This is a genomic window from Halomonas sp. M4R1S46 (assembly GCF_025725685.1).
GTDB lineage: Bacteria > Pseudomonadota > Gammaproteobacteria > Pseudomonadales > Halomonadaceae > Halomonas.
Genome location: NZ_CP107008.1, coordinates 1,827,705 through 1,849,494, shown reverse-complemented (window position 1 = coordinate 1,849,494; position 21,790 = coordinate 1,827,705). Strand labels below are relative to the sequence as shown.

At 71.5% G+C, this 21,790-nt stretch carries 21 protein-coding genes; 13 read left to right on the top strand and 8 right to left on the bottom strand.

All coding sequences use genetic code 11. The features are described from left to right. Positions 1–5 precede the first annotated feature (5 nt). The 6 genes from OCT48_RS08735 to OCT48_RS08710 all read right to left on the bottom strand — a co-directional run bounded on the left by OCT48_RS08735 (position 6) and on the right by OCT48_RS08710 (position 8,101). On the bottom strand, positions 6–1,001 hold the full coding sequence (locus OCT48_RS08735) for an adenosine deaminase (protein WP_263592306.1): 996 nt from the start codon (positions 999–1,001) through the stop codon (positions 6–8). 26 nt (positions 1,002–1,027) lie between these two features. Further along, positions 1,028–2,773 carry a thiol reductant ABC exporter subunit CydC gene (cydC, locus tag OCT48_RS08730; protein ID WP_263592305.1) on the bottom strand — a complete coding sequence of 582 codons (1,746 nt, stop codon included), beginning with the start codon at positions 2,771–2,773 and terminating at the stop codon, positions 1,028–1,030. Next, positions 2,766–4,442: a thiol reductant ABC exporter subunit CydD gene (gene cydD, locus OCT48_RS08725; RefSeq protein ID WP_263592597.1), complete on the bottom strand. Its 1,677-nt coding sequence runs from the start codon at positions 4,440–4,442 to the stop codon at positions 2,766–2,768. Before cydD ends, cydC begins: the two co-directional genes overlap by 8 nt. Beyond that, entirely contained in the window at positions 4,435–5,436 is a 1,002-nt protein-coding gene (gene cydB, locus OCT48_RS08720; RefSeq protein ID WP_263592304.1) for a cytochrome d ubiquinol oxidase subunit II, read from the bottom strand. The genes cydD and cydB overlap by 8 nt, the downstream gene beginning before the upstream one ends. 3 nt (positions 5,437–5,439) lie before the next feature. Then, positions 5,440–6,858: a cytochrome ubiquinol oxidase subunit I gene (locus tag OCT48_RS08715; RefSeq protein ID WP_263592303.1), complete on the bottom strand. Its 1,419-nt coding sequence runs from the start codon at positions 6,856–6,858 to the stop codon at positions 5,440–5,442. A gap of 259 nt (positions 6,859–7,117) precedes the next feature. Beyond that, entirely contained in the window at positions 7,118–8,101 is a 984-nt protein-coding gene (locus OCT48_RS08710; RefSeq protein WP_263592302.1) for a calcium/sodium antiporter, read from the bottom strand. 162 nt (positions 8,102–8,263) lie between these two features. Between OCT48_RS08710 and OCT48_RS08705 the strand changes: the two genes are divergently transcribed. From OCT48_RS08705 to OCT48_RS08665, 9 genes are all read left to right on the top strand, one after another. Further along, positions 8,264–9,577 (top strand): paraquat-inducible protein A, encoded by a 1,314-nt coding sequence (locus OCT48_RS08705; protein WP_263592301.1) that lies wholly within the window; start codon positions 8,264–8,266, stop codon positions 9,575–9,577. Beyond that, positions 9,558–11,240 carry an intermembrane transport protein PqiB gene (gene pqiB, locus OCT48_RS08700; RefSeq protein ID WP_263592300.1) on the top strand — a complete coding sequence of 561 codons (1,683 nt, stop codon included), beginning with the start codon at positions 9,558–9,560 and terminating at the stop codon, positions 11,238–11,240. Before OCT48_RS08705 ends, pqiB begins: the two co-directional genes overlap by 20 nt. Further along, positions 11,237–11,824 (top strand): membrane integrity-associated transporter subunit PqiC, encoded by a 588-nt coding sequence (locus tag OCT48_RS08695; protein WP_263592299.1) that lies wholly within the window; start codon positions 11,237–11,239, stop codon positions 11,822–11,824. Before pqiB ends, OCT48_RS08695 begins: the two co-directional genes overlap by 4 nt. A gap of 141 nt (positions 11,825–11,965) precedes the next feature. Beyond that, complete coding sequence (locus tag OCT48_RS08690) at positions 11,966–13,279, top strand: DEAD/DEAH box helicase (protein WP_263592298.1); 1,314 nt, start codon at positions 11,966–11,968, stop codon at positions 13,277–13,279. 84 nt (positions 13,280–13,363) lie between these two features. Continuing rightward, a complete protein-coding gene (locus OCT48_RS08685) occupies positions 13,364–13,867 on the top strand; it encodes a hypothetical protein (protein ID WP_263592297.1) in 504 nt (167 codons plus the stop codon). Positions 13,868–13,871: 4 nt separating this feature from the next. After that, a complete protein-coding gene (locus OCT48_RS08680; protein WP_263592296.1) occupies positions 13,872–14,420 on the top strand; it encodes a hypothetical protein in 549 nt (182 codons plus the stop codon). Beyond that, positions 14,407–15,627 (top strand): MFS transporter, encoded by a 1,221-nt coding sequence (locus tag OCT48_RS08675; protein WP_263592295.1) that lies wholly within the window; start codon positions 14,407–14,409, stop codon positions 15,625–15,627. The genes OCT48_RS08680 and OCT48_RS08675 overlap by 14 nt, the downstream gene beginning before the upstream one ends. Before the next feature lie 78 nt (positions 15,628–15,705). Next, positions 15,706–16,770, top strand: a complete 1,065-nt coding sequence (locus OCT48_RS08670) for an asparaginase (RefSeq protein WP_263592294.1) — start codon at positions 15,706–15,708, stop codon at positions 16,768–16,770. Between the two features lie 72 nt (positions 16,771–16,842). Next, positions 16,843–17,079, top strand: coding sequence for a DUF2789 domain-containing protein (locus tag OCT48_RS08665; protein WP_263592293.1), 237 nt, complete (start codon positions 16,843–16,845; stop codon positions 17,077–17,079). 79 nt (positions 17,080–17,158) lie between these two features. Here OCT48_RS08665 and OCT48_RS08660 read toward each other — a convergent pair whose 3' ends face one another. Beyond that, the gene (locus OCT48_RS08660; RefSeq protein ID WP_263592292.1) at positions 17,159–17,569 is read right to left on the bottom strand and encodes an SRPBCC family protein; all 411 of its coding nucleotides are present in this window, start codon (positions 17,567–17,569) and stop codon (positions 17,159–17,161) included. Between the two features lie 106 nt (positions 17,570–17,675). Then, positions 17,676–19,091: a tRNA 5-hydroxyuridine modification protein YegQ gene (gene yegQ / locus OCT48_RS08655; RefSeq protein WP_263592291.1), complete on the bottom strand. Its 1,416-nt coding sequence runs from the start codon at positions 19,089–19,091 to the stop codon at positions 17,676–17,678. 216 nt (positions 19,092–19,307) lie between these two features. On the opposite strand from yegQ, the gene queC reads away from it, so the two are divergent. From queC to OCT48_RS08635, 4 genes are read left to right on the top strand one after another with little or no spacing between them, the layout of a single operon-like run. Continuing rightward, on the top strand, positions 19,308–20,027 hold the full coding sequence (queC, locus tag OCT48_RS08650) for a 7-cyano-7-deazaguanine synthase QueC (RefSeq protein ID WP_263592290.1): 720 nt from the start codon (positions 19,308–19,310) through the stop codon (positions 20,025–20,027). Then, a complete protein-coding gene (queE, locus tag OCT48_RS08645) occupies positions 20,020–20,664 on the top strand; it encodes a 7-carboxy-7-deazaguanine synthase (protein ID WP_263592289.1) in 645 nt (214 codons plus the stop codon). The genes queC and queE overlap by 8 nt, the downstream gene beginning before the upstream one ends. After that, the gene (locus OCT48_RS08640; protein WP_263592288.1) at positions 20,664–21,509 is read left to right on the top strand and encodes a 6-carboxytetrahydropterin synthase; all 846 of its coding nucleotides are present in this window, start codon (positions 20,664–20,666) and stop codon (positions 21,507–21,509) included. Before queE ends, OCT48_RS08640 begins: the two co-directional genes overlap by 1 nt. Then, on the top strand, positions 21,506–21,775 hold the full coding sequence (locus OCT48_RS08635) for a YkgJ family cysteine cluster protein (protein WP_263592287.1): 270 nt from the start codon (positions 21,506–21,508) through the stop codon (positions 21,773–21,775). Before OCT48_RS08640 ends, OCT48_RS08635 begins: the two co-directional genes overlap by 4 nt. Positions 21,776–21,790 lie beyond the last annotated feature (15 nt).

The following is a 21,790-nucleotide window of genomic DNA, read 5'->3' as shown; positions in this document are numbered from 1 at the left end:
GGGGCTCAGCGGCAGGCCGCGAGGCGGCGACGCAGCTCGGTGCGGCGCGCCTCGGGCATGAAGGCCGCCTCGATGGCATTGCCGGCCAGGTCGAGGAAGACCTCCCGGGACCAGCCGAAGGCGCGGCGACAGGCCAGGAAGTTGTCCAGCAGGCCGCCGCCGAAGTAGGCGGGATCGTCGGAGTTGAGGGTCAGGGTCAGCCCGGCCTCCAGCAGCCGCGGGAGGGGGTGGTCCTCCATGCGCTCGACCACCTTGAGGCGCAGGTTGGAGAGCGGACAGACGGTCAACACCATGGCCTCCTCGCGCAACCGCTCGACCAGGGTCGGATCCTCGAGGCAACGCACGCCGTGGTCGATGCGGCAGACATCCAGGCTGTCCAGGGCCTCGAGGATGTAGTCGGGTGGCCCCTCCTCGCCGGCATGGGCGACCCGGGCCAGGCCCAGGGCCCTGGCCCGCTGGAACACCTCGGCGAACTTCGCCGGGGGATTGCCGAGCTCGGCGCTGTCGAGGCCCACGGCGTCCAGGGTCTCCCAGTAGGGGGCGGCCTCTTCCAGCAGCCTCAGGGCCTCGTCGCCGGGCCGGTCGCGCAGGAACGCCATGATCATCGCCGTGGACAGGTCGAGCTCACGCTCGGCCCGGCGTCTGGCCCGGCCCAGTCCCTCCATCACCGTGGTCAGCGCCACCCCCCGGGCCAGGTGGGCCTGGGGGTCGACGTGCATCTCCACGTGCACCACCCCCTCGTCGTGGGCCCGCCGGAAGTAGGCCATCGCCAGGTCCTCGAAGTCCTGGGCGGTGCGCAGCACGCTCATGCCCTGGAAGTAGAGATCGAGGAAGGACTGCAGGTCGGTGAAGTCGTAGGCGGCGCGTATCGCCTCCACCGAGCCGTAGGGCAGCGACACGCCGTTGCGCTCGGCCAGCGCCATCATCAGTTCCGGCTCGAGGGTTCCCTCGATGTGCAGGTGCAGTTCGGCCTTGGGCAGGCGCTTGAGGAAATCCCGCATGGCTCACCTCGCAAAGGTCCTTTGCCCTATCCTGTAAGATTCCGCGCCCGGGCGCAAAGGGCGCGTTGCGCGCCCGCCTCCAGCACCAGGCGGCGCGTCACTCCCGGCAGCAGCCCATCGGCGGTGGCCGGGGCGTGGGCCAGGTAGAGCACGCTGCGTCCTCGCAGCCAGGCGTCCAGGCGACCGGCCAGTCGCTCGGCCAGGGCCCGGTCCAGGCCCGCGAAGGGCTCGTCGAGGATCACCAGCCCCGGGTCGCGCAGCAGCAGGCGGGCGAGCGACAGGCGCCGGGCCTGACCGCCGGACAGCCGCCGGCCGCCCTCGCCCACGCGGGTGGCGAGCCCGCGGGGCAGGCCGTCGGCCCATTCGGCCAGTTCCACCACCGCCAGCACCTCCCAGAGCCGCGCCTCCCCGGCCGAGGGGTCGGCCAGGCGCAGGTTGGCCGCCAGGCTGTCGTCGAACAGCTCGGTGAGCTGGGTCAGGCAGGCCGTGCGCCGCCGCAGGTCGGCCTCGGCGATGGCGGCGAGCGGCCGACCGGCGAGCCGCACGCTGCCCGCGCTCGGCACGAGCTGGCGCGTCAGCAATGCCGCCACGCTCGACTTGCCGGCCCCGGAGGCGCCATACAGGGCCAGGCGCTCCCCCGGGGCGAGGGCCAGGTCGAACCCGTCGAGGGCGGGGGTCAGGGCGCCGGGATAGTGCAGGCCGACCCGCTCCAGGGCCACCGCCAGCGGCCCCTCGGGCAGCGACGCCGTGACCGGGGAGGACGGCGGGCGGCGGGCGGCCCTCAGGGCATTCAGCCGCTCGGCGGCGGCCCGGGTGGCGCCGGCCTGGGTGAAGGCCGCGGGCAGGGCCGTCAGGGCCTCGTTCAGCGCCAGCACGGCCAGGGGCACCATCACCATCACCGGCCCGGCCAGCTCGCCGCCCTGCCAGGCCCGGGCGGCCAGCCACAGGGCGGCGAGCCAGGTCGCGCCCGTCGCCAGCCCGGCCAGGGCGTTGCCCAGCGCCGCGGTGAGCCCCAGCCGACGATGGTCGGCGGCGAGCCGTGCCTCGATGGCCTCGAGTCGGCGACGATGGTCCGCCAGGCTGCCGTAGGCCTCGAGTTCGGCGAGGCCCTGGAGCTGCTCGATCACCCGCCCGCGCAGGCGCTCCAGTTCGTCCACGCGGCGCCGGCTGGCGGCCAGGCCCAGCCTCGCCTGGCCCAGGGTCAGCCACAGCCAGGCCGGGCCCAGCATCGCGGCCACGGTGCCCCCCACCACCGGCGACCAGAGCGCCAGGAAGCCGGCCAGGGCGAGAATCGCCCCCAGGGCCACCGCCGCCGGCGCCAGCAGACGCAGGAAGAGGCTGTCCAGGGTATCGATGTCGGCGGTCAGGCGGTTCAGCCAGTCGCTGGCCCGCCGCCGAGCCAGGCAGGCGGCATCGAGGTCGGCGAGGACGGCGAACATCCCGGCACGCAAATCGGCCAGCAGGCGCAGCACGGTGTCGTGGTTGTACAGGCGCTCCAGGTAGCGGGCCACGGTGCGGGTCAGGGCGAAGGCGCGGATGCCCCCACCGGGCACATAGACATCCAGGGTCAACGCCGCGCCGGCGGCCAGGGCCATACCGGCAAGCCCCGTGGCGGTGATGAACCAGCCGGAAAGGGCCAATAATCCCAATGCCGAGGCCAGCGCCAGGGCCATCAGGCCGGCACCGGCCAGCAAGCGACGCCGCCGCCTCCCCAGCAGGCGCAGCCAGGGCCCCAGGGTGGCCCGCCATCCGGGCCGCGAGGGCTCAGCCATGGAGCTCTCCCGCTTCACGGCCATTGCGCAGCCGCAGGACACGCCGGGCCAGCGCCAGGGGCGCCGCCTGGTGGCTGGCGATGACCAGGGTGCGCCCCTCCGCGGCCAGGGCGGCCAGCCCATTCAGCACCCGGGCCTCGCTGGCCGCATCCAGGCTGGCGGTGGGCTCGTCGAGCAGCACCAGGGACGCCGGCGAGAGGAAGACCCGCGCCAGGGCCAGGCGCTGGGCCTGGCCCCCGGAGAGCCCCACGCCGCGCTCGCCGAGGGGCGTCTCGAGCCCGGCGGGCAGGACGGCCAGCAGCTCGCCGAGCCCGGCCCGCTCGAGGGCACGTCGCAGGGCGGCCTCGTCGGCCTCGGGCGTGGCCAGGCGCAGGTTGTCGGCGAGGCTGCCATGGATCAGCACCGGGCGCTGGTCCATCCAGGCGAAGGCGTGGTCCGCCACCACCCGCCGCGTCCCCTCGGTGGGCCCGACGAAGCCCGCCAGCAGCTGCAGCAGCATCGACTTGCCGGCCCCGGAGGGCCCGCTCACCCCGAGGATCTCGCCCCGGGCGAGCGTCAGGTCCAGGGGCCCCAGCACCCGCCCCCGCTCGGGGTGCGAGACGCCGGCGCCGACGAGCTCGACCAGCGCCTCGGGTGCCTGGGGCGTCTCCTCCCCGGCATCCAGGGGCCGGCGTGGCCGCTCCGCCAGCAGGGCCACCAGGCCCTCGGCGGCGCCCAGGGCCGCGGCCCGGTCGTGGTAGTGCTGGGCGAGGCTGCGCAGCGGCTGGAAGAATTCCGGGGCCAACAGCAGCACGAGGAGCCCGCTGAACAGGGTCAGCTCGTCCGACGGCCCATAGGCGATATAGCCCAGCAGGCCGAAGCCCACGTAGATGGCCACCATGGCGATGGCCACGGCGGCGAAGAACTCGAGGACCGCCGAGGACAGGAAAGCCAGGCGCAGGGTGCGCATGCTGCGCCGCCGATAGTCGTCGGCGGCGGCATGCACCTCGCGGGTGGCCGCCCGGGTGTGGCCGAACAGCTGCAGGGTGGTGAGCCCCCGCACCCGATCGATGAAATGCCGCGACAGCCGCGAGACGGCGTCGAACTGCTCGCGGTTGAGCCGCTCGGCCCCCATGCCGACCAGGGCCATGAACAGCGGAATCAGCGGCGCGGCGAGCAGCAGGAACAGCGCCGCCAGCCAGTCCAGCCAGGCCACCACGGCGAGGATCAGCAGCGGCATGGCCACGGCCAGGTGACGCTGGGGCAGGAAACGGGCCACATAGCCGTCCAGGGCCTCGACCTGATCCACGACCCGGTTGGCGAGACTGGCCGTGTGGTGGCCGGCGACGCCCACGGGCCCCAGCTCCGCCAGGTGGTCGAGCAGCTCGGTCCTGGCCCGGGTCCGCAGGCGCAGGCTGGCGGCGAGCCCGGCGGCGTCCTGGCCCCACTGGGCCAGGGCACGCAACACCAGCAGCGCCGCCAGCGCCAGCAAACCCGGCACCAGGGCCGAAAGCGGCGTGCCGTCCACCAGCAGGGCAGCCACCAGCCAGGCCAGCAGGGTCAGTTGGGCGACGGTCAGGGCCCCGGCGACGAGCCCGGCGGCCACCGCCAGGGCCAGCCGCCGGCGCTCGGCGTGCGCCAGGCGCGCCAGCCAGGTGCGGGCGGTGCGCGCCTCGGAGACCTCAGTGATAGCCCTCGCCCTCCCGGACCTTGCCGCGGAAGACCCAGTAGGTCCAGGCGGTATAGGTCAGCACGATGGGAATCACGAAGAGCATCCCGAGCAGCAGGAAGAGCTGGGATTCCGGCGCCGAGGCGGCCTCCCAGAGGGTATAGTCCGGCGGCACGATCACCGGCCACTTGCTGACCACCAGTCCCAGGTAGGTGAAGATGAACAGGCCCAGGGTGGCGATGAACGGCTGGCCCTCGCGGCGCTCCCGCACCGAGCGCCACAGCCAGGCCGCACTGGCCAGCGCCAACGCCGGGAAGATCCAGATCAGGTGCAGCTGGCCGAACCAGCGGTCACGTACGTAGTCGTCGACGAAGGGCGTCCACAGGCTGATGACGGCGAACACCGCCAGGACCGCCAGCAGCAGCCGCGGGGCCAGCCGGTAGGCCCATTCCTGGGTGTGCCCCTCGCTCTTCATGATCAGCCAGGTGGCGCCCAGCAGCGCATAGCCGGCCATCAGGCCCAGGCCGGTCACCACCGTGAACGGCGACAGCCAGTCCAGGGGCCCGCCGACATAGACGAAGTCCTCCACGGCGAAACCCTGGATATAGGTGCCCACGACCGCGCCCTGGGCGAAAGCGGCCACCGCCGAGCCCCAGCAGAAGGCACGGTTCCACCAGCGGCGGTTGCGGTGGGACTTGAAGCGGAACTCGAAGGCGATGCCGCGGAAGATCAGCCCCGCCAGCATCAGGAAGACGCCGATATAGAGCGCCGGCAGGAAGACCGCATAGACCAGCGGGAAGGCCGCCAGCAGGCCGGCGCCGCCCAGCACCAGCCAGGTCTCGTTGCCGTCCCACACCGGCGCCACCGAGTTCATCATCACGTCCCGGCTGCCCTCGTCCGGGGCGAAGGGGAAGAGGATCCCCACGCCCAGGTCGAAGCCGTCCATCAGCACGTACATGATCACGCCGAAGCCGATGATGGCGGCCCAGATCAGCGACAGATCGAACATTTCCATGGCTCAGTTCCTCCCCGGTTGGCTGGCGGCGTCTTCGAAGGGCACGTGGGCGGCGGAGAGGGGGCGCTTGGGCCGCTCGACCTCGTCCTCGTGGGGGGCCTCGGGCAGCATGCCCTGACGGACCACCCGGGTCAGGTAGAGCACCCCGGCCCAGAACACCACGGCATAGACCAGGCCATAGCCGACCAGGGTGAACAGCGCCATGCCACCGGTCAGCGAGGGGGTCACGGCCTCGGCCTGGCTCATGATGCCGTAGACCAGCCAGGGGGCACGACCGGTCTCGGTGACGAACCAGCCGGCGAGCACGGCCAGGAAGGGCGTCACCGACATCAGCCGCATCAGCTGCAGGTAGCCGCGATGCGCATCGGGCCCGAAGAGCCGCCCCTTGAGACGCAGCCAGAGCCCGGCGACCGCCACGGCGATCATGGCGAAGCCCAGCCCCACCATGACGCGGAAGGACCAGAACACGATCCACACCGGCGGCTGTTCCGCCGGGGGGACCTCACTGATCCCCGGCAACTCGCCGTCCAGGTGATGGGTCAGGATCAGGCTGGCCAGCCCCGGGATGCCGAGCTCGAAGCGATTCTCCTGGGCGTCCTGGTCGGGCCAGGCGAACAGCAGCAGGGGGGCGCCCCGCCGGGTTTCCCAGTTGCCTTCCATGGCCGCCACCTTGGTCGGCTGATGCTCCAGGGTGTTGAGGCCATGGAAATCGCCCACCACCGCCTGGGTCGGGGCCAGCACCAGCAGCAGCCACAAGCACATGGAGAAGGCCTTGCGGTTGGCCTCGACGTCGCGGCCGATCAGCAGGTACCAGGCGCTGACGCCGGCCACCACGAAGCCCCCGGTGAGGAAGGACGCCAGCACCATATGGGTGAAGCGATAGGGGAAGGAGGGATTGAAGATCGCCTCGCTCCAGTCGGTGACGCGGAAACGGCCCTCGATGAATTCCATGCCCACCGGGGTTTGCATCCAGCTGTTGGCGGCGAGGATCCAGAAGGCCGAGATGAAGGTGCCGATGGCCACCATGATCGAGGCGAAGAGGTGCACCCCCTGGGGCACCTTGCCGCGGCCGAACAGCAACACGCCGAGGAACGACGCCTCCAGGAAGAAGGCCGTGACCACCTCGTAGCTGAGCATCGGTCCGAGGAAGTTCGCGGCCGCGAGCGAGAAGTTGCTCCAGTTGGTGCCGAACTGGAAGGACATCACGATCCCCGAGACCACGCCCATGCCGAACACCACGGCGAAGACCCGTGTCCAGAAGATCGCCAGGCGCTCCCAGGCGGGATTCTGGGTACGATAGAAGAGGCCGTTGAGCACGGCGAGATAGGATGCCAGGCCGATGGAGAACACCGGGAAGATGGCATGAAAGGACACCACGAAGGCGAACTGCAACCGCGACAACAGCAGGGGATCAAGCTCCATGAGACACTCCTCGGTCCTGCGGGCGAAGGGGCAAGGATGCACCGGGCACTGGTCGTGCCCTTGTGCATCGGACGCGGGAGCGTCCTGCCGCATTCATCTGGCGTGCCTGAACAGCCTAGCCAATCCCAGTGGATCGCGGGCTCGCGCGTCACCCGGCCCGCGCACATTCAGGCAATCCCCGCCATCATACTCCCGGTACGGGGCGAGGCGAGGTCTTGCCCATGCCCGGCGCTGTGTCGCGTTGTCGCAGCCGGCCGACTCAGGCCGTCGCGCTGCCGACCACCAGGCTGATCATGAAACCGATGTAGGCCGTGTACATCGCCAGCAGTGCCCCGCCCTCGAGGCGGTTGATGCGCCCTGCCCGCCCCCGCCAGCCCATGGCGAAGACCATCATCAGCACGGTCATGGCGGTCATCAGGCTCCAGTCGCGCAGCAGCACCTCGCGACCGGCGTCGATGGGCGCGATCACCGCGGCGAGACCCACCACCCCGAGGGTGTTGAAGAGGTTGGAGCCCACCACGTTGCCGAGCACCAGGTCATGCTCGCCCCGCCGCAGGGCGCTCAGCGAGGACGCCAGCTCCGGCAGCGAGGTGCCCACGGCCACCACCGTCAGGCCGATGATCAGGTCGCTGACGCCGAAGCTCTGAGCGATGGCCACCGCCCCCCAGACCAGCAGCCGGGAGCTCGCCACCAGCAGCACCAGGCCGATGCCCGTCCAGGCCAGCGACGCGCGCAGCGACATGGGGTGGGCCGCCAGGTCGGTCTCGGTGTCGGTGGAGAGAGGGTCACTGCCGTCGCGCAGCCCCCTGACGACGCTGACCGCCATGAACCCCCCCAGCAGCACCAGCAGCAGCACGCCCTCCAGGCGCGCGATGCCACCGCCCAGCAGCAGCAGCGCCGACAGCAGCGTCGCGGCCCCCAGCACCGGCAGCTCCCGGCGGATCACCCCGGAATGTACCGCCAGCGGCGAGATCAGCGCCACGAGACCCAGGATCAGGCCGATGTTGGCGATGTTCGAGCCGTAGGCGTTACCCAGGGCCAGGCCGGGATTGCCCTGCCCGGCCGCGATGGCCGAGACCACCAGCTCCGGCGCCGAGGTACCGAAGCCGATCACCAGCATGCCGATCAACAGGGGGGAAAGGCCGAGTCGTGCAGAGGTCGCGGCGGCACCGTCGACGAAGCGCTCGGCGCTCCATACCAGCAGGATCAGGCCTGCCACCACCGCCAGAACGGGAAGCATCATGGGATCTCCAAGGGGGAACATTCAGGCCCGCATGTTTGACTATGGTGCCTCCGGCGTCAACGTGACACACTCCGTAACAGTGCCGCTGATCGTCAGGAGGACCCCTCGCCAGTGCCAAGGCCGGCCTTTCGCCATGTCGCCCTGCCCCGGCAGGCGCCCCTCGTGGATCGCGCCCCGCCGGAAGTCCGGGTCTCCCGGCGGCGCCTGCGCGCGTGCCACGAGTGCGACTGGCTGATGGCCCTCCCGCCCCTGCATGCCGGCGAGCAGGCCGTCTGTCCGCGCTGCCGCCATCCGCAGGTCCGGCGCCACCGCTACCCCGCCCAGCGCAGCCTGGCCCTGTCCCTCGCCGCCCTGACGGCGCTGGCCCTGGCCCTGGCCTTCCCCTTTCTCGGCTTCAGCGTCAGCGGCGTCGGCAACCGTATCGAGCTGACCCAGACCGCCGGCCAGTTGATCGGCCACGACGCGCCCCTGGTGGCGATCGCGGTGCTGCTGACCATCCTGGTGCTGCCGGCCCTCTATCTGCTCGGCGTCGTCTGGCTCCAGGCGGGGCTCCTGCGGGGTTCCCCCCTGCCGGCGAGCCGGGGCACCGCCCGCACCCTGGCCCATCTGGAGCCCTGGATGATGGCCGACGTCTTCCTGATCGGCACCCTGGTCAGCCTGATCAAGATCGCGGGACTCGCCCAGGTGGAACTGGGTCCCTCCTTCTGGGCCTTCGGGGCCTTCGCCCTGCTGCTGCTGGCCACGTCCCAGTCGGTGGATCGCGACTGGCTCTGGTTCGCCCTGGCCGGGGAGCCGAGCGCTCCGGAAGGCAGCCGCACCGGCGAGACCGCCGCCGCCCAGGGCCTCACCGGCTGCCCTACCTGCGGCCTGGTCAACCGTCTCGATGCCGGCGGCAAGGGCCGCTGCCGGCGCTGCCACGAACCCCTGCATGCGCGCCATCCGCGGAGCATCCAGCGCACCTGGGCGCTGCTCGCCGCGGCGGCCATCTTCTATATTCCGGCCAACGTCTATCCGATCATGACCACCACCAGCCTGGGCCGCAGCAGTCCGTCCACCATCATCGGCGGCATCGTCGAGCTGATCGAGATGGGCTCCTGGCCGGTGGCGCTGGTGATCCTGGTGGCCAGCGTGATCGTGCCGGTGGGCAAGCTGCTGGCCCTGTCCTGGCTGTGCCTGGTGGCGCCCCGCGCCCACAACCACTTCGCGCTGTCGCGCACCCGGCTGTATCGGCTGACCGAGTTCATCGGCCGCTGGTCGATGGTCGATATCTTCGTGGTCGCCATCCTGGTGGCCCTGATCCGCGCCGGCAACCTGATGTCGGTCACGCCCGGCCCTGCGGCGCTGGCCTTCGGCGCCGTGGTGGTGATCACCATGCTCGCCGCCATGAGCTTCGACCCCAGGTTGATCTGGGACATCCATACGCCCCCGAGACCCGCAGCGGACAAGGACGCAGCCCATGAACGACTCGCCCCGTGACGATACGGCCGACGATGTGCACCGTGCCCGGGCCACGCCGCAGGCACCGCTCTCGCCGATCTGGATCGTGCCCATCGTGGCGCTGCTGATCGGCGCCTGGCTGGTCTATGACAACTACCTCGGTCGCGGTCCCCTGATCACCCTGACCATGGAGAGCGCCGACGGCATCGAGGCCGGCAGTACCCTGATCAAGACCCGCAACGTGGAGATCGGCAGGGTGGAGGCGGTATCGCTGTCGGATGACCTCTCCCGGGTGGTGATCAAGGCGCGGATGAAGCCCGAGGCGACCCCCATGCTCGTCGAGGACAGCACCTTCTGGGTAGTCAAGCCGCGCATCGGCCGGGAGGGCATCAGCGGCCTGAACACCGTGCTCTCCGGCGCCTACCTGCAGCTCGAGCCGGGGCGCAGCGAGGAGGACAAGCGCACCTTCCAGGTCAGCGAGCAGCCGCCGGTGGCGCCTCCCGGGGCCGAGGGCCTGAGGGTCAACCTGATCAGCCAACTGGGCAACTCCCTGACTGTCGGTGACCCGGTCACCTACCAGGGGTTCGCCGTGGGCCGCGTCGAGGAGGCGAGCTTCGAGGTGGAGTCCCGGCGCATGCACCACCGCATCTTCATCGAGAGCCCCTACCACCGCCTGGTCACCGAGAACACGCGGTTCTGGACCGCCAGCGGGGTCGACCTGCGCCTCGACTCCGAGGGTGTGCGCGTGCAGCTGGAGTCCCTGGAGGCACTGCTCGGCGGCGGGGTGAGCTTCGGCGTCCCCGAGGACCTGCCCCGGGGGCTGCCTGCCGACCCCGACACCACCTTCACCCTCTATGCCGATGAGGAAAGCGCCCGGCAGGGCACCTTCGATCGCTACCTCGAGTACGTGCTGCTGATCGAGGACACGATCCGCGGCCTGAGTCGCGGGGCACCGGTGGAGTTCCGCGGCGTGCGGGTCGGCACGGTGGCCAGCGTGCCCTGGAACTTCACCGCGCCCCAGCCCGACGAGCGAGGCCGGCTGGCCATCCCGGTGCTGATCCGCATCGAGCCACAGCGGCTGGGCATCGACAGCCAGGCGCTGGACCTCGAGGACTGGCGGGCACGCTTCGACCGGCTCTTCCAGCGTGGCCTGCGGGCGTCGCTGAAGAGCGGCAGCCTGCTGACCGGAGCCCTGTTCGTCGACCTGACCCTCGACCGCCAGCGGGCCGGCGAGTACCAGCCCGAGACCTTCGCCGAGCGCACCGTCTTCCCCACCACCTCCGGAGGCCTGGCCCAGATCCAGGCCCAGGTCACGGCCCTGCTCGACAAGCTCAACGAGCTCGAGGTGGCGCCGATCCTCGACGGCCTGTCGCGCAATCTCGCCACCTCGGAGGCGATGCTCAAGGAGGTCCGCGAGCTCACCGCCGAGGTGCAGACCCTGCTCGACGACCCGGACACCCGGGCCCTGCCCGGCAACCTCAACGCCACCCTCAAGGAGCTGCGCGGCACCCTCGAGGGCCTCTCGCCGGAGGCCCCGGCCTACCGCGACCTGACCGACACCCTCGACCAGATCGAGCGGCTGATGCGCGACCTGCAGCCGGTGGCCCGCCAGTTGGGCGACGACCCCCGCGCCCTGCTGTTCGACAGCCTGCAGACCGAGGATCCGATGCCTCGCGCCCCGACCCGGAGGAGCCAGCCATGACCCGCGCCAAAGGCCTCGCCGTCCTGATGTCCCTGCTGTGGCTGGGCGGCTGCGCCGTCGGTGGCGAGCCACCGACCCGCTATACCCTGCCCGACGATGCCACGACGTCCGGTCGGGCCTCGGGGGCGGCGGCCCGCCACCAGCTGGTGCTACGCCCGCTGCGCCTGGCCCGCTACCTGGACGTCGAGGGCATCGTCTTCCAGCTCGATGACATCACCCTGCAGGAGGCCAGCGGCCACCAGTGGGTCGAGCCCCTGGGCCGCCAGCTCGAGCGCGGCCTGCGCGAGCGGCTCGCCCATCGGCTGCCGGAGACCCGGGTGATGTTCGAGGCCGACGCCGGGGGCGAGACGTCGCAGCGACTGCGCGTCGAGGTGGAGCGCTTCCAGGGCCGCCACGACGGCCTGGCCGTCACCGAGGGCCGCTGGCAACTGCGCGACGCCGACGGCCGCCTGCTGGCCCTCGAGCCCTTCCGGGTGACCACGCCCCTGGCGGCCGACGGCTACCCGGCCCTGGTGCGCGCCCTGGGACACAGCTGGGACAGCGTCGCCGACGAGGTCGCCGCCGGAATTCGCCGGCTGCGTTGACGGCGCCGCTGTGGCATAATCCCCCTCTCGCGGCTCCCTCGGTCCCTTCCGCCGCGTCTTACCCCATTCCCACGCCCCGGCCCGGGACTGGCCAGTCGCACTTCCGACTGGCGCGGACCGTGGCGTTGTTGCGGAGACCGCATGACCTTTTCCGACCTCGGCCTGAGCGCCGAACTGCTTCGCGCCATCGATGCCCAGGGCTACACGACCCCGACCCCGATCCAGCGCCAGGCCATTCCCGCCGTCCTGCAGGGCGGCGACCTGCTGGCCAGCGCCCAGACCGGCACCGGCAAGACCGCCGGCTTCACCCTGCCCATGCTGCAGCGCCTGTCCGGCGGCAAGCGGCCGGCCAAGCGCGGCGTGCGTGCCCTGGTCCTGACCCCGACCCGCGAACTGGCCGCCCAGGTGGGCGAGAGCGTGCGCGACTATGGCCGCCACCTGCCGCTCACCTCCCACGTGATCTTCGGCGGCGTCGGCCAGCAGCCCCAGGTGGACGCCCTCCGCCCCGGCCTCGACATCCTGGTGGCGACCCCGGGACGCCTGCTCGACCTGCACCAGCAGGGCCATGTCGACCTCTCCAGGGTCGAGATCCTGGTCCTGGACGAGGCCGACCGCATGCTCGACATGGGCTTCATCCACGACATCAAGAAGGTGTTGAAGCTGCTGCCCGAGAAGCGCCAGAACCTGCTGTTCTCGGCGACCTTCTCCAACGAGATCCAGGCGCTGGCCAACAAGCTGCTCGACGCCCCGACCCTGATCGAGGTGGCCCGCCGCAACACCACCGCCGAGACCGTGGACCAGGCCGTCTACCGGGTCGACCGCGAGAAGAAACGCGACCTGCTGGCCCACCTGATCAGCGCCCACCGGTGGCACCAGGTGCTGGTCTTCACCCGCACCAAGCATGGCGCCAACCGCCTCGCCGAGCACCTCGGCAAGCAGGACATCCCGGCCATGGCCATCCACGGCAACAAGAGCCAGTCGGCCCGCACCCGGGCGCTGTCCTCCTTCAAGTCCGGCGAGCTGCAGGTACTGGTGGCCACCGACATCGCCGCCCGCGGCCTGGATATCGACGAGCTGCCCCACGTGGTCAACTTCGAGCTGCCCAATGTCGCCGAGGACTATGTCCACCGCATCGGCCGCACCGGCCGGGCCGGCAACGACGGCCAGGCCGTGTCCCTGGTCTGCGTCGACGAGCACGGCCTGCTCAAAAACATCGAGCGGCTGATCAAGCGCGACCTGGAGAAGCACATCGAGCCGGGGTTCGAGCCGGATCCCAACGCCAAGCCGGAGCCGATCGAGAACGGTCGCGGCAACCGCGGCGGTGGTCGCGAACGCAATGGCGGCGGCGGCCGTGGCGGCAAGCCCCAGCAGGCCCAGGGCGGCCGCGGCAGCGACGACGGCCAGCGTCCCTCGCGTCGCCGGCGCCGCGGCGGCCAGGGTCGCCAACAGGCCTGAGGCCCGGGCTGGCGGGCCACCGCGGAATATGCGACGGTAGCCCGGCCGGCGAGACATCCCCATCATCCTGAGCAAGGAATGCCCATGGAGTCCAACGACCCGATCCACGACTATCAGCGCTGGCTCACCTTCCAGCGGCAGGCCCAGCTGGACCGCGAGCATCGTGCCGCCTGGCAGAAGCTCGAGTCCTCGGGGGTCTCGGCGACCCGCACCACCGAGGCCTATCGCAGCATGGCCGAGAAGGCGGCCGGCCAGGGAGCCTGCTATCGCACCCTCTTCCTGCGCCAGCACCCGGGCGGCCAGGCGCTGGCCTGCGAGGGCTGGCTGTTCGTGCGCCGCGTGCTGGCGGAGGGCGGCGCCACCCGGGTGCGCGCCACGCTGCTGCCGAGCTTCACGCTGCAGGAGGGTCACCTCGAGCCGGGCGCGGCCGACGCCGAGAAGCTGACCCTGGAGATCTTCGACCAGCTGTCGGTGGGGCGCGGCATGGCCAGCGTCGCGCGGGTCGACCGCATCGATGCCTCCGGCGACAGCCACTTCATCGCGCTGCTGGACAGCGTGCGGGGCGACCTGCGCCGCCACCTGGGATAGGCCCATGTGGAAGAAGCTCTTCGGCCGGACGCCCGTGCGCGTCTGGATCATCAAACAGATCGACCGGGACCTCCTCCACCTCTGCGGCGAGGGTCGCCTCGACACCGGTCGCAAGGCCGATGCGGTGCTGGCCGAGCTGAGCGAGGGACGCTACCAGGGACCGGTGCAGATGGGCGACGGCGGCCTGATCCTCAACGCCCGGCTATTCGCCGCCCTGGTCCCCCACGACGGCCTGCACCTCGGCGCCGATGGCCAGGCCCACTGGCGGGGGCACAACTGGCGGGTCGCCCGGGTCCCGCAGCGTTGCTGGGCCTACGAGGGCCGTCTGGTCCCCCAGATGACCCCCCAGGGGCGCCTCCACCTGACCAGCACGGAAGACCTCTCCGGCATAAGGCGCCGCGCCGACAGCGAACGCGCCGCCCCCGGCACGGTGCACTTCCGCGCCGCCAACGAGCTCGAGGACGAGGCCGCCTTCAGCGAGCGTCAGCAGCGGCGGCGCGCTCGGCCGGCACCGCACCGGGAATGGCGAGGGGATGACCATGGCGGCCGCTGAACGCGCCCCGCCACGACGACCGCGTCCGCCGGTGTTCATCGCGCTGATGATCCTGGTGGGGCTCAACCTGCGCCCGGCGCTGTCATCCCTCGCGCCCCTGTTGCCGCGCATCGAGACCCAGGCCGGCCTGCCGGTCCTGGCCATCGGCGCCCTGACCACCCTGCCGGTGCTGTGCCTCGGACTCTTCGCGCCCCTGGCCCCCTGGCTGTCCCGGCGCCTGGGGGCGGAACGCACCCTGTCCCTGGCGCTGCTCGCCCTGACCCTGGGCCTGGCCCTGCGCGGACTGGCGAGCCCCGCCTGGCTGTTCGGCGGCACCCTGCTGGCGGGCGCGGCGATCGGCGTCGCCGGCACCCTGCTGCCGGCGCTGGTCAAGCGCGAATTGACCGAGAGCGCCGACCTCATGACCGGGGTCTATACCATGGCCCTGTGCCTGGGCGGCGCCCTCGGGGCCGGCCTCAGCATCCCGCTGGCCGAGGGCCTCGGCGGCTGGGCGGCGAGCCTGACGGCCTGGGCCGGCCTGTCCGCCCTGGCCCTGGCGGGCTGGGCGGCCCTGATGCCGAGCCCCAGGACGCTGCCGCCGCCCCCCGCTCCCACCGGCAATACCCGGGCCCTGCTGCACCAGCCGCTGGCCTGGCAGGTGATGCTGTTCATGGGCTTCCAGTCGTCGCTGGCCTATATCGTCTTCGGCTGGCTGCCGCGCCTGCTGGTCGAGCGCGGCTACGACGAGGCCACGGCCGGCTGGATGATGGGTGTCTCGGTGATGGTCCAGCTCTTCGCGGCCCTGGCCGCCCCCTGGCTCGCCCGCCTGGGACGGGATCAGCGGCCGGCGCTGCTGCTGGTGCTGTCGCTGGTGGGCAGCGGCCTGTGGCTGCTGCTGCTGGGCCCGGCGGCATGGCGCTGGGCGGGGGTCGTGCTGCTCGGCCTCGGCCAGGGGGGCGGCTTCAGCCTGGCACTGACCCTGATCGTGCTGCGCACCGCCGACTCGCGCCTCGCCGGCAAGCTCTCCGGCCTGGTGCAGGGCGGCGGCTACACCCTGGCCGCCCTGGGCCCGCTGGCGGTGGGGGTGATGCTCGACCGGGCGCTGAGCCTGGCGCAGATCACCGCCGCCCTGCTGGGCATCGTGGTGGCCGCCGCCGGCTTCGCCCTGCTGGCGGGGCGCAACCGTCGGCTCGAGACCGACCCGCGGGGCCGCCTGGTGACCCGCTAGCCGGCCGCCACCGGAACGCTTGCCCGGTGACGCCACGCCCGTATCATGACGCCAACGCCCCGGCCAGGAGATCCCCCCATGACGAGCAGCACCCCCGCCTCCCCCGTGCTGGTGATCTACACCGGCGGCACCCTCGGCATGGTCGACGGCCCCGATGGCCTGGTGCCCGGCCCCGACTTCGAGGCGCGGCTGCGCCGCGCCCTGGCGACCCTGCCGCCGGCTCGTCGAGCCGCGCTCCCGGACTTCGAGCTGATCGCCACCCCGACGCCCATCGACTCCAGTGCCGCGTCGCCCCGGGACTGGCAACGGCTGGCCGGCCTGATCGCCGGGCGCTACCAGCGCCATGCCGGTATCGTGGTGCTGCATGGCACCGATACCCTGGCCTGGACCGCCGCCAGCCTGGCCTACCAGCTCCAGGGCATCGACCGCGGCGTGGTCCTGACCGGCGCCATGCGGCCCCTCGAGGCTCCGGGCAGCGATGCCCTGGCCAACATCGAGGGCTCGCTGCGCTTCGCCGCCGATCCCCGCCTGCAGGAAGTCGCCCTGTGCTTCGCCGGTCGCCTGCTGCGCGGGGTGCGCAGCCGCAAATGGCAGACCCGCCGAGCCGACGCCTTCACCAGCCCCAACCACCCGCTCCTCGGCGAGTGCGTGGGCGAGGATTGCGTGCTCTTCCCGACCCGTGGCCTGGAGCGCCAGCAACGCGGGGCCCCCCGCTTCGAGCTGCCGGACTACGCCGCCCTCGGCGAGGGCGGCGTGCCCCGCATCGTGCTGTGGCCGGGCATCGCCGCCTGGCAACTGGAGGCCTGGCTGCTCGACGACCGCGTGCGCGGCGCCCTGCTGGAGGTCTGGGGCGGCGGCAACCTGCCGGACGACCCGGCCATGACCGGGGTGCTGGCCCAGGCCGCCGGCGAAGGCAAGCTGATCGCCGCCATCAGCCAGTGCCCGCATGGCGGGGTGACGATCGGCGACTACGCCGCCGGCCGCCCGCTGGTCGAGGCGGGGGTGCTGTCCGGGGACGACATGACGCCCGAGGCCGCGGCCACCAAGCTGGTCCACCTGCTCGCCCAACCCCTGGACGAAACCGAACGCCGCCGACGTTTCCTGACGCCCCTGGTGGGAGAGCGCGAGACGCCGAAGCGTTGAACGTCACCGGCCCCGGGCGGCGTCGCGACCGGCTAGAGTGAATGTCACACCTGGCAGCCCCCGGAGTGGCTCATGGAACACCCCGATCATCCCTTCAGCGAACTCTTCGAGCAGCTCGGACTGGCCTCGGATCCGGCGTCCATCCAGCGCTTCATCGAGCGCCACGCGCCGATCCCGGCCACGGTGGCGCTGCCGGATGCGCCCTGCTGGAACGAGGGCCAGGCGGAGTTCCTCCGCGAGGCCATCGCCGAGGACGCCGACTGGGCCGAGGTGGTCGACCACCTCAACGCCTCGCTGCGCAAGGCCTGACCCCGGCGATCCGCCGACAACGGGGGCGGGAAGGCGACCCGGCCGGGGCTCCACCACCCGCCCGTCCTGAGCGAGAAGGCTAGAGCCGGGCCTCGACCCGGTCGAGGATCTGCTGGCTGACCTTGTTGACCAGGGGCCGGACCGCCCGGTTGACCGCCTTCTCCACCAGGCGGTTCTTGATCTCGTATTCCAGCGTCAGGGCCACCTCGGTGCCCTCGGGCACCGGGCTGAGCCGATAGCGGCCGCGATTGTGGACGCCACTCAACGACTCCCAGGCCAGCACCTCCGGGGCCCGGGACTCGGTGATCGCCACCTCGAAGGTCCAGTCCATGCCCACCGCGTGCACATGCCAGCGATAGTGCCCGCCACCCAGCGGTTCGATGTCCCGGATCAGGTCGGAGTAATCGACGAAGTCCTCGACTCGCTCGAGCAGACTGAAGACCCGCTCAGGCGGCGCCGGGAGGGTGGCGTTATGCTCGATGATGGCCATGCCGGTTCCTTCTGGTCGATGTCATCGGGAGGCAGGGCAACCCCTGCCGGTCCCAGCTTCCCCGAAGGCCGCCGGCGGTGTCCAGCCCGGCGTCCCCGGCGGGGGCTCAGCCCAGGTCGCGCATCAGCAGGGCGAACTCGATCCGCTCCGGCGCAATCGCCTCGCCGGGCACCGGGATGCGCACCACATGGCCCGAGCCGGGGGCGGCGCCCACCGATTCGCCGCGCCGGTTCTCGATATGTTCGAGGGTGAAGCGGCGGTTGCCGCCGGGCAGCATCAGCTCCATGCCGTCGCCGACCTCGAAGCGGTTCTTGACGTCGATCTCCAGCACCCCGCGGTCGGGATCGTAGCCGGTGACCTCGCCGACGAACTGCTGATGCACGCCCACGGAGTTGCCCTGCTCGTAGTTCTGGTACTCGTCATGCACGTGGCGGCGATAGAAGCCTTCCGTATAACCGCGGTTGGCCAGGTTGTCGAGCTCGTCCATCAGCCGCATGTCGAAGGGCCGGCCGGCCACGGCGTCGTCGATGGCCCGGCGGTAGACCTGGGCGGTGCGCGCCACATAGTAATGGGACTTGGTGCGGCCCTCGATCTTCAGCGAGGTGACGCCCATCTCGGTGAGCCGCGGCACGTGCTGCACGGCGCGCAGGTCCTTGGAGTTCATGATGTAGGTGCCGTGCTCGTCCTCGAAGACCGGCATCAGCTCGCCGGGCCGGGTACGGTCCTCGATCAGCGCCGAGAGCTCGTCCTGGCCCTCCACGCCACCGGCGGTGGCGGTACTCACCTCGGCGCTGCCCCCGGCGGAGGCGATCATGCCGCCACCCTGCTCCGGGGTCCAGATGCCGCTGGCGGCATGGGCGCGGGCCGAATTGGCCGGCACCAGGTCGCCGGTCTCGTCCTCCGCCGCCGCCACGGTGTTGTACTTCCAGCGACAGGCATTGGTGCAGGTCCCCTGGTTGGGGTCCCGGTGGTTGAAGTAGCCGGACAGCAGGCAGCGCCCGGAATAGGCGATGCACAGGGCGCCGTGGACGAAGGTCTCGATCTCCAGGTCGGGGCACTCGGCGCGGATCTGGGCGATCTCCTCGAGCGACAGCTCGCGGGACAGGATGATCCGGCTGATGCCCTGCTGCTGCCAGAACCGCGCCGCCGCGTAGTTGACCACGTTGGACTGCACGGAGAGGTGGATGACCTGCTCGGGCCAGCGCTCGCGGATCATCATGATCAGGCCGGGGTCGGACATGATCAGCGCATCGGGGCCGGCCTCGATGACCGGCTCCATGTCGCGTAGGTAGGTCTTCAGCTTGCTGTTGTGCGGCGCGATGTTGGACGCCACGTAGAACTGCTTGCCCCGCTCGTGGGCATAGGCGATGCCCTTGTGCAGGTTGTCGAGCTTGAAGTCGTTGTTGCGCACGCGCAGCGAGTAGCGGGGCTGGCCGGCGTAGACCGCATCCGCCCCGTAGGCGAAGGCATAGCGCATTTTCTTGAAGGTGCCGGCGGGCGACAGCAGTTCGGGGGCTTGCATTGAGATCACCGTTGTCAGGACGATGGCGCGCGAAGGCGCAGGATGTGAAGGGCCACGGATTATAGCAGGGGTGAGGGGTGAGGGGTGAGGGGTGAGGGGTGAGGGGTGAGGGGTGAGGGGTGAGCCGGCTTGGCGCCTGTCCCCCTGGTCAAGTACACTGTATGGCCTCCCGGACCGGACCCCGGTTAAGCAAATTCTCCGACCCACAGGTATCCCATGTCCAAGCCCGTCTCCCCGGCCACCGTGGTGATCTACTCCGGTGGCATGGACTCCTACACCGTGTTGCACCGCGCCCTGCGCGAGGGCCGCGAGGTCCACGCCCTGTCCTTCGACTACGGCCAGCGCCATGCCCGCGAGCTCGACATCGCCCGCGTGGTCTGCCGCAAGCTCGGCGTCCCTCACCAGGTCGTCGATATCCGCGCCATCCATGGCCTGATCGACGCCTCGGCGCTGACCGATACGAGTCGCGAGCTGCCCGACGCCGACTACGCCGAGGCCAACCTCGAGGACACCGTGGTCCCCAACCGCAACATGATCCTGCTGTCGCTGGCCATCGCCAAGGCCGTCAACATCGGCGCCGGCCGGGTCGACTACGGCGCCCATGGCGGCGACCACGTGCTCTACCCGGACTGCCGGCCCGAGTTCGTCGAGGCCATGAACGCCGTGGCCGGCATCGCCAACTTCGAGCCGGTCACCCTGCATGCGCCCTACCTGCGGGCCGGCAAGGCCGAGATCCTCGCCGATGGCCTCGCCATGGGACTCGACTACGCCGAGACCTGGACCTGCTATCGCGGCGAGGCCCTGGCCTGCGGGCGTTGCGGCAGCTGCCGCGAGCGGCTGGCGGCCTTCGAGGCCAACGGCGCCGTCGATCCCCTCGCCTATTCTCGGCGGCCCGATGCCGCCGCCGGACCGGCCGAGGATGCCGGCGATGTATAGCGTCAAGGAAGCCTTCTACTCGCTACAGGGGGAAGGCGGCCAGGCCGGGCGCGCCAGCGTCTTCTGCCGCTTCGCCGGGTGCAACCTCTGGTCGGGCCGCGAGGCCGACCGGGCCGGGGCCGCCTGCCGCTTCTGCGATACCGACATCCGCGGCACCGACGGCCAGCATGGCGGTCGCTTCGCCTCCGCCGCGGCCCTCGCCGATCACCTGGTCGCGCTCTGGCCGGACGCCCCCGGCACGGCCACCCCCCAAGTGATCTTCACCGGCGGCGAACCGCTGCTGCAGCTCGACGGCGCCCTGATCGAGGCCATGCACGGCCGCGGCTTCGATATCGCCGTGGAGACCAACGGTACCCTGCCGGCGCCTCCCGGCATCGACTGGCTGTGCGTCAGCCCCAAGGGCACCGCGCCCCTCGTCCAGACCTCGGGGGATGAACTCAAGCTGGTCTACCCCCAGGCCGACGCCCCGCCAGCGCGCTTCGCCGACCTGGACTTCCGGCATTTCTTCCTGCAACCCATGGACACCGCGCCCCTGGGTGGCGGGGACGCCCCCCTGGCGGAGACCGTGACCTACTGCCTGGACCACCCCCAGTGGCGGCTGTCGCTGCAGACCCACAAGATCACGGGGATCGACTGATGACGCTTTTCGTCAACCGCCTCACCCACCTCGACGTCTCCCTGTGGTGCCCCGAGCGCGGCCTCATGGGCGCCAGCTGGCGCGTGGACGCGGAGCTCGACGGCGAGCTCGGCGAAGACGGCATGCTGTTCGACTTCGGCGAGGTCAAGCCGTGGATCAAGTCGCGCCTCGACCAGGGCGCCGACCACACCCTGCTGGTGCCCACCGAGGCCCCCGGCGTCAGCGTTCGCGACTGCCCCGAGGGCCTCTGCATGCGTGCCGAGACCCCCTATCCCATGGAGGTCCGTGGCCCCCGGCAGGCCTTCACCCTGCTCCCCTGGCGGGCGATCACTCCGGATCGGCTGGCCGGCCGGCTGGCCGCCGAGCTGATGCGCCAGCCGCCGGAGCGGGTCAGCGACATTCGCCTGACGCTCCTCGAGGAGGCCATCGAGGGGGCGAGCTACACCTACAGCCACGGCCTGCGCCGCCATGCCGGCAACTGCCAGCGCATCGCCCACGGCCATCGCTCGCGGCTGCATGTCTGGCAGGACGGCGAGCGACGCCCCGAGCTGGAGGCCGACTGGGCACGGCACCTGGCGGATCGCTACCTGGTGGACGAGGCGGATATCGCCGAGGGGCGCGAGGCCTCCTTCCTCGGCCGCTTGACCAGCCGCTACCAAGCCGATCAGGGCCGCTTCGCGCTGACCCTGCCCCGGGAACGCTGCGTGGTGCTGCCCACGCCCACCACCGTGGAGCACATCGCCGCCTGGCTGGCCGGCGAGATCGCCCGGGAGACCGGCCGGGCCACGCGGGTCCAGGCCTTCGAGGGCATCGACAAGGGAGCCCTCGCGGAGGCACGCCCATGACCGCGCGCCAGAACAGCGGCGGCTGCCGCCCCGGCTGCGGGGCCTGCTGCATCGCGCCTTCGATCAGCTCGCCGATCCCCGGCATGCCCGGCGGCAAGCCGGCCGGCGTACGCTGCGTGCAGCTCGACGCCGACAACCTCTGCCGGCTGTTCGGCGACCCGCGCCGGCCCGCCGTCTGCGAGCGCTTCGCCTTCGACCCGTCGCTGTGCGGCGAGCATCGCGACCAGGCGCTGGCACGCATCGCCGCCCTGGAAGTCCAGACCTGAACGGCCCTCCCCGAG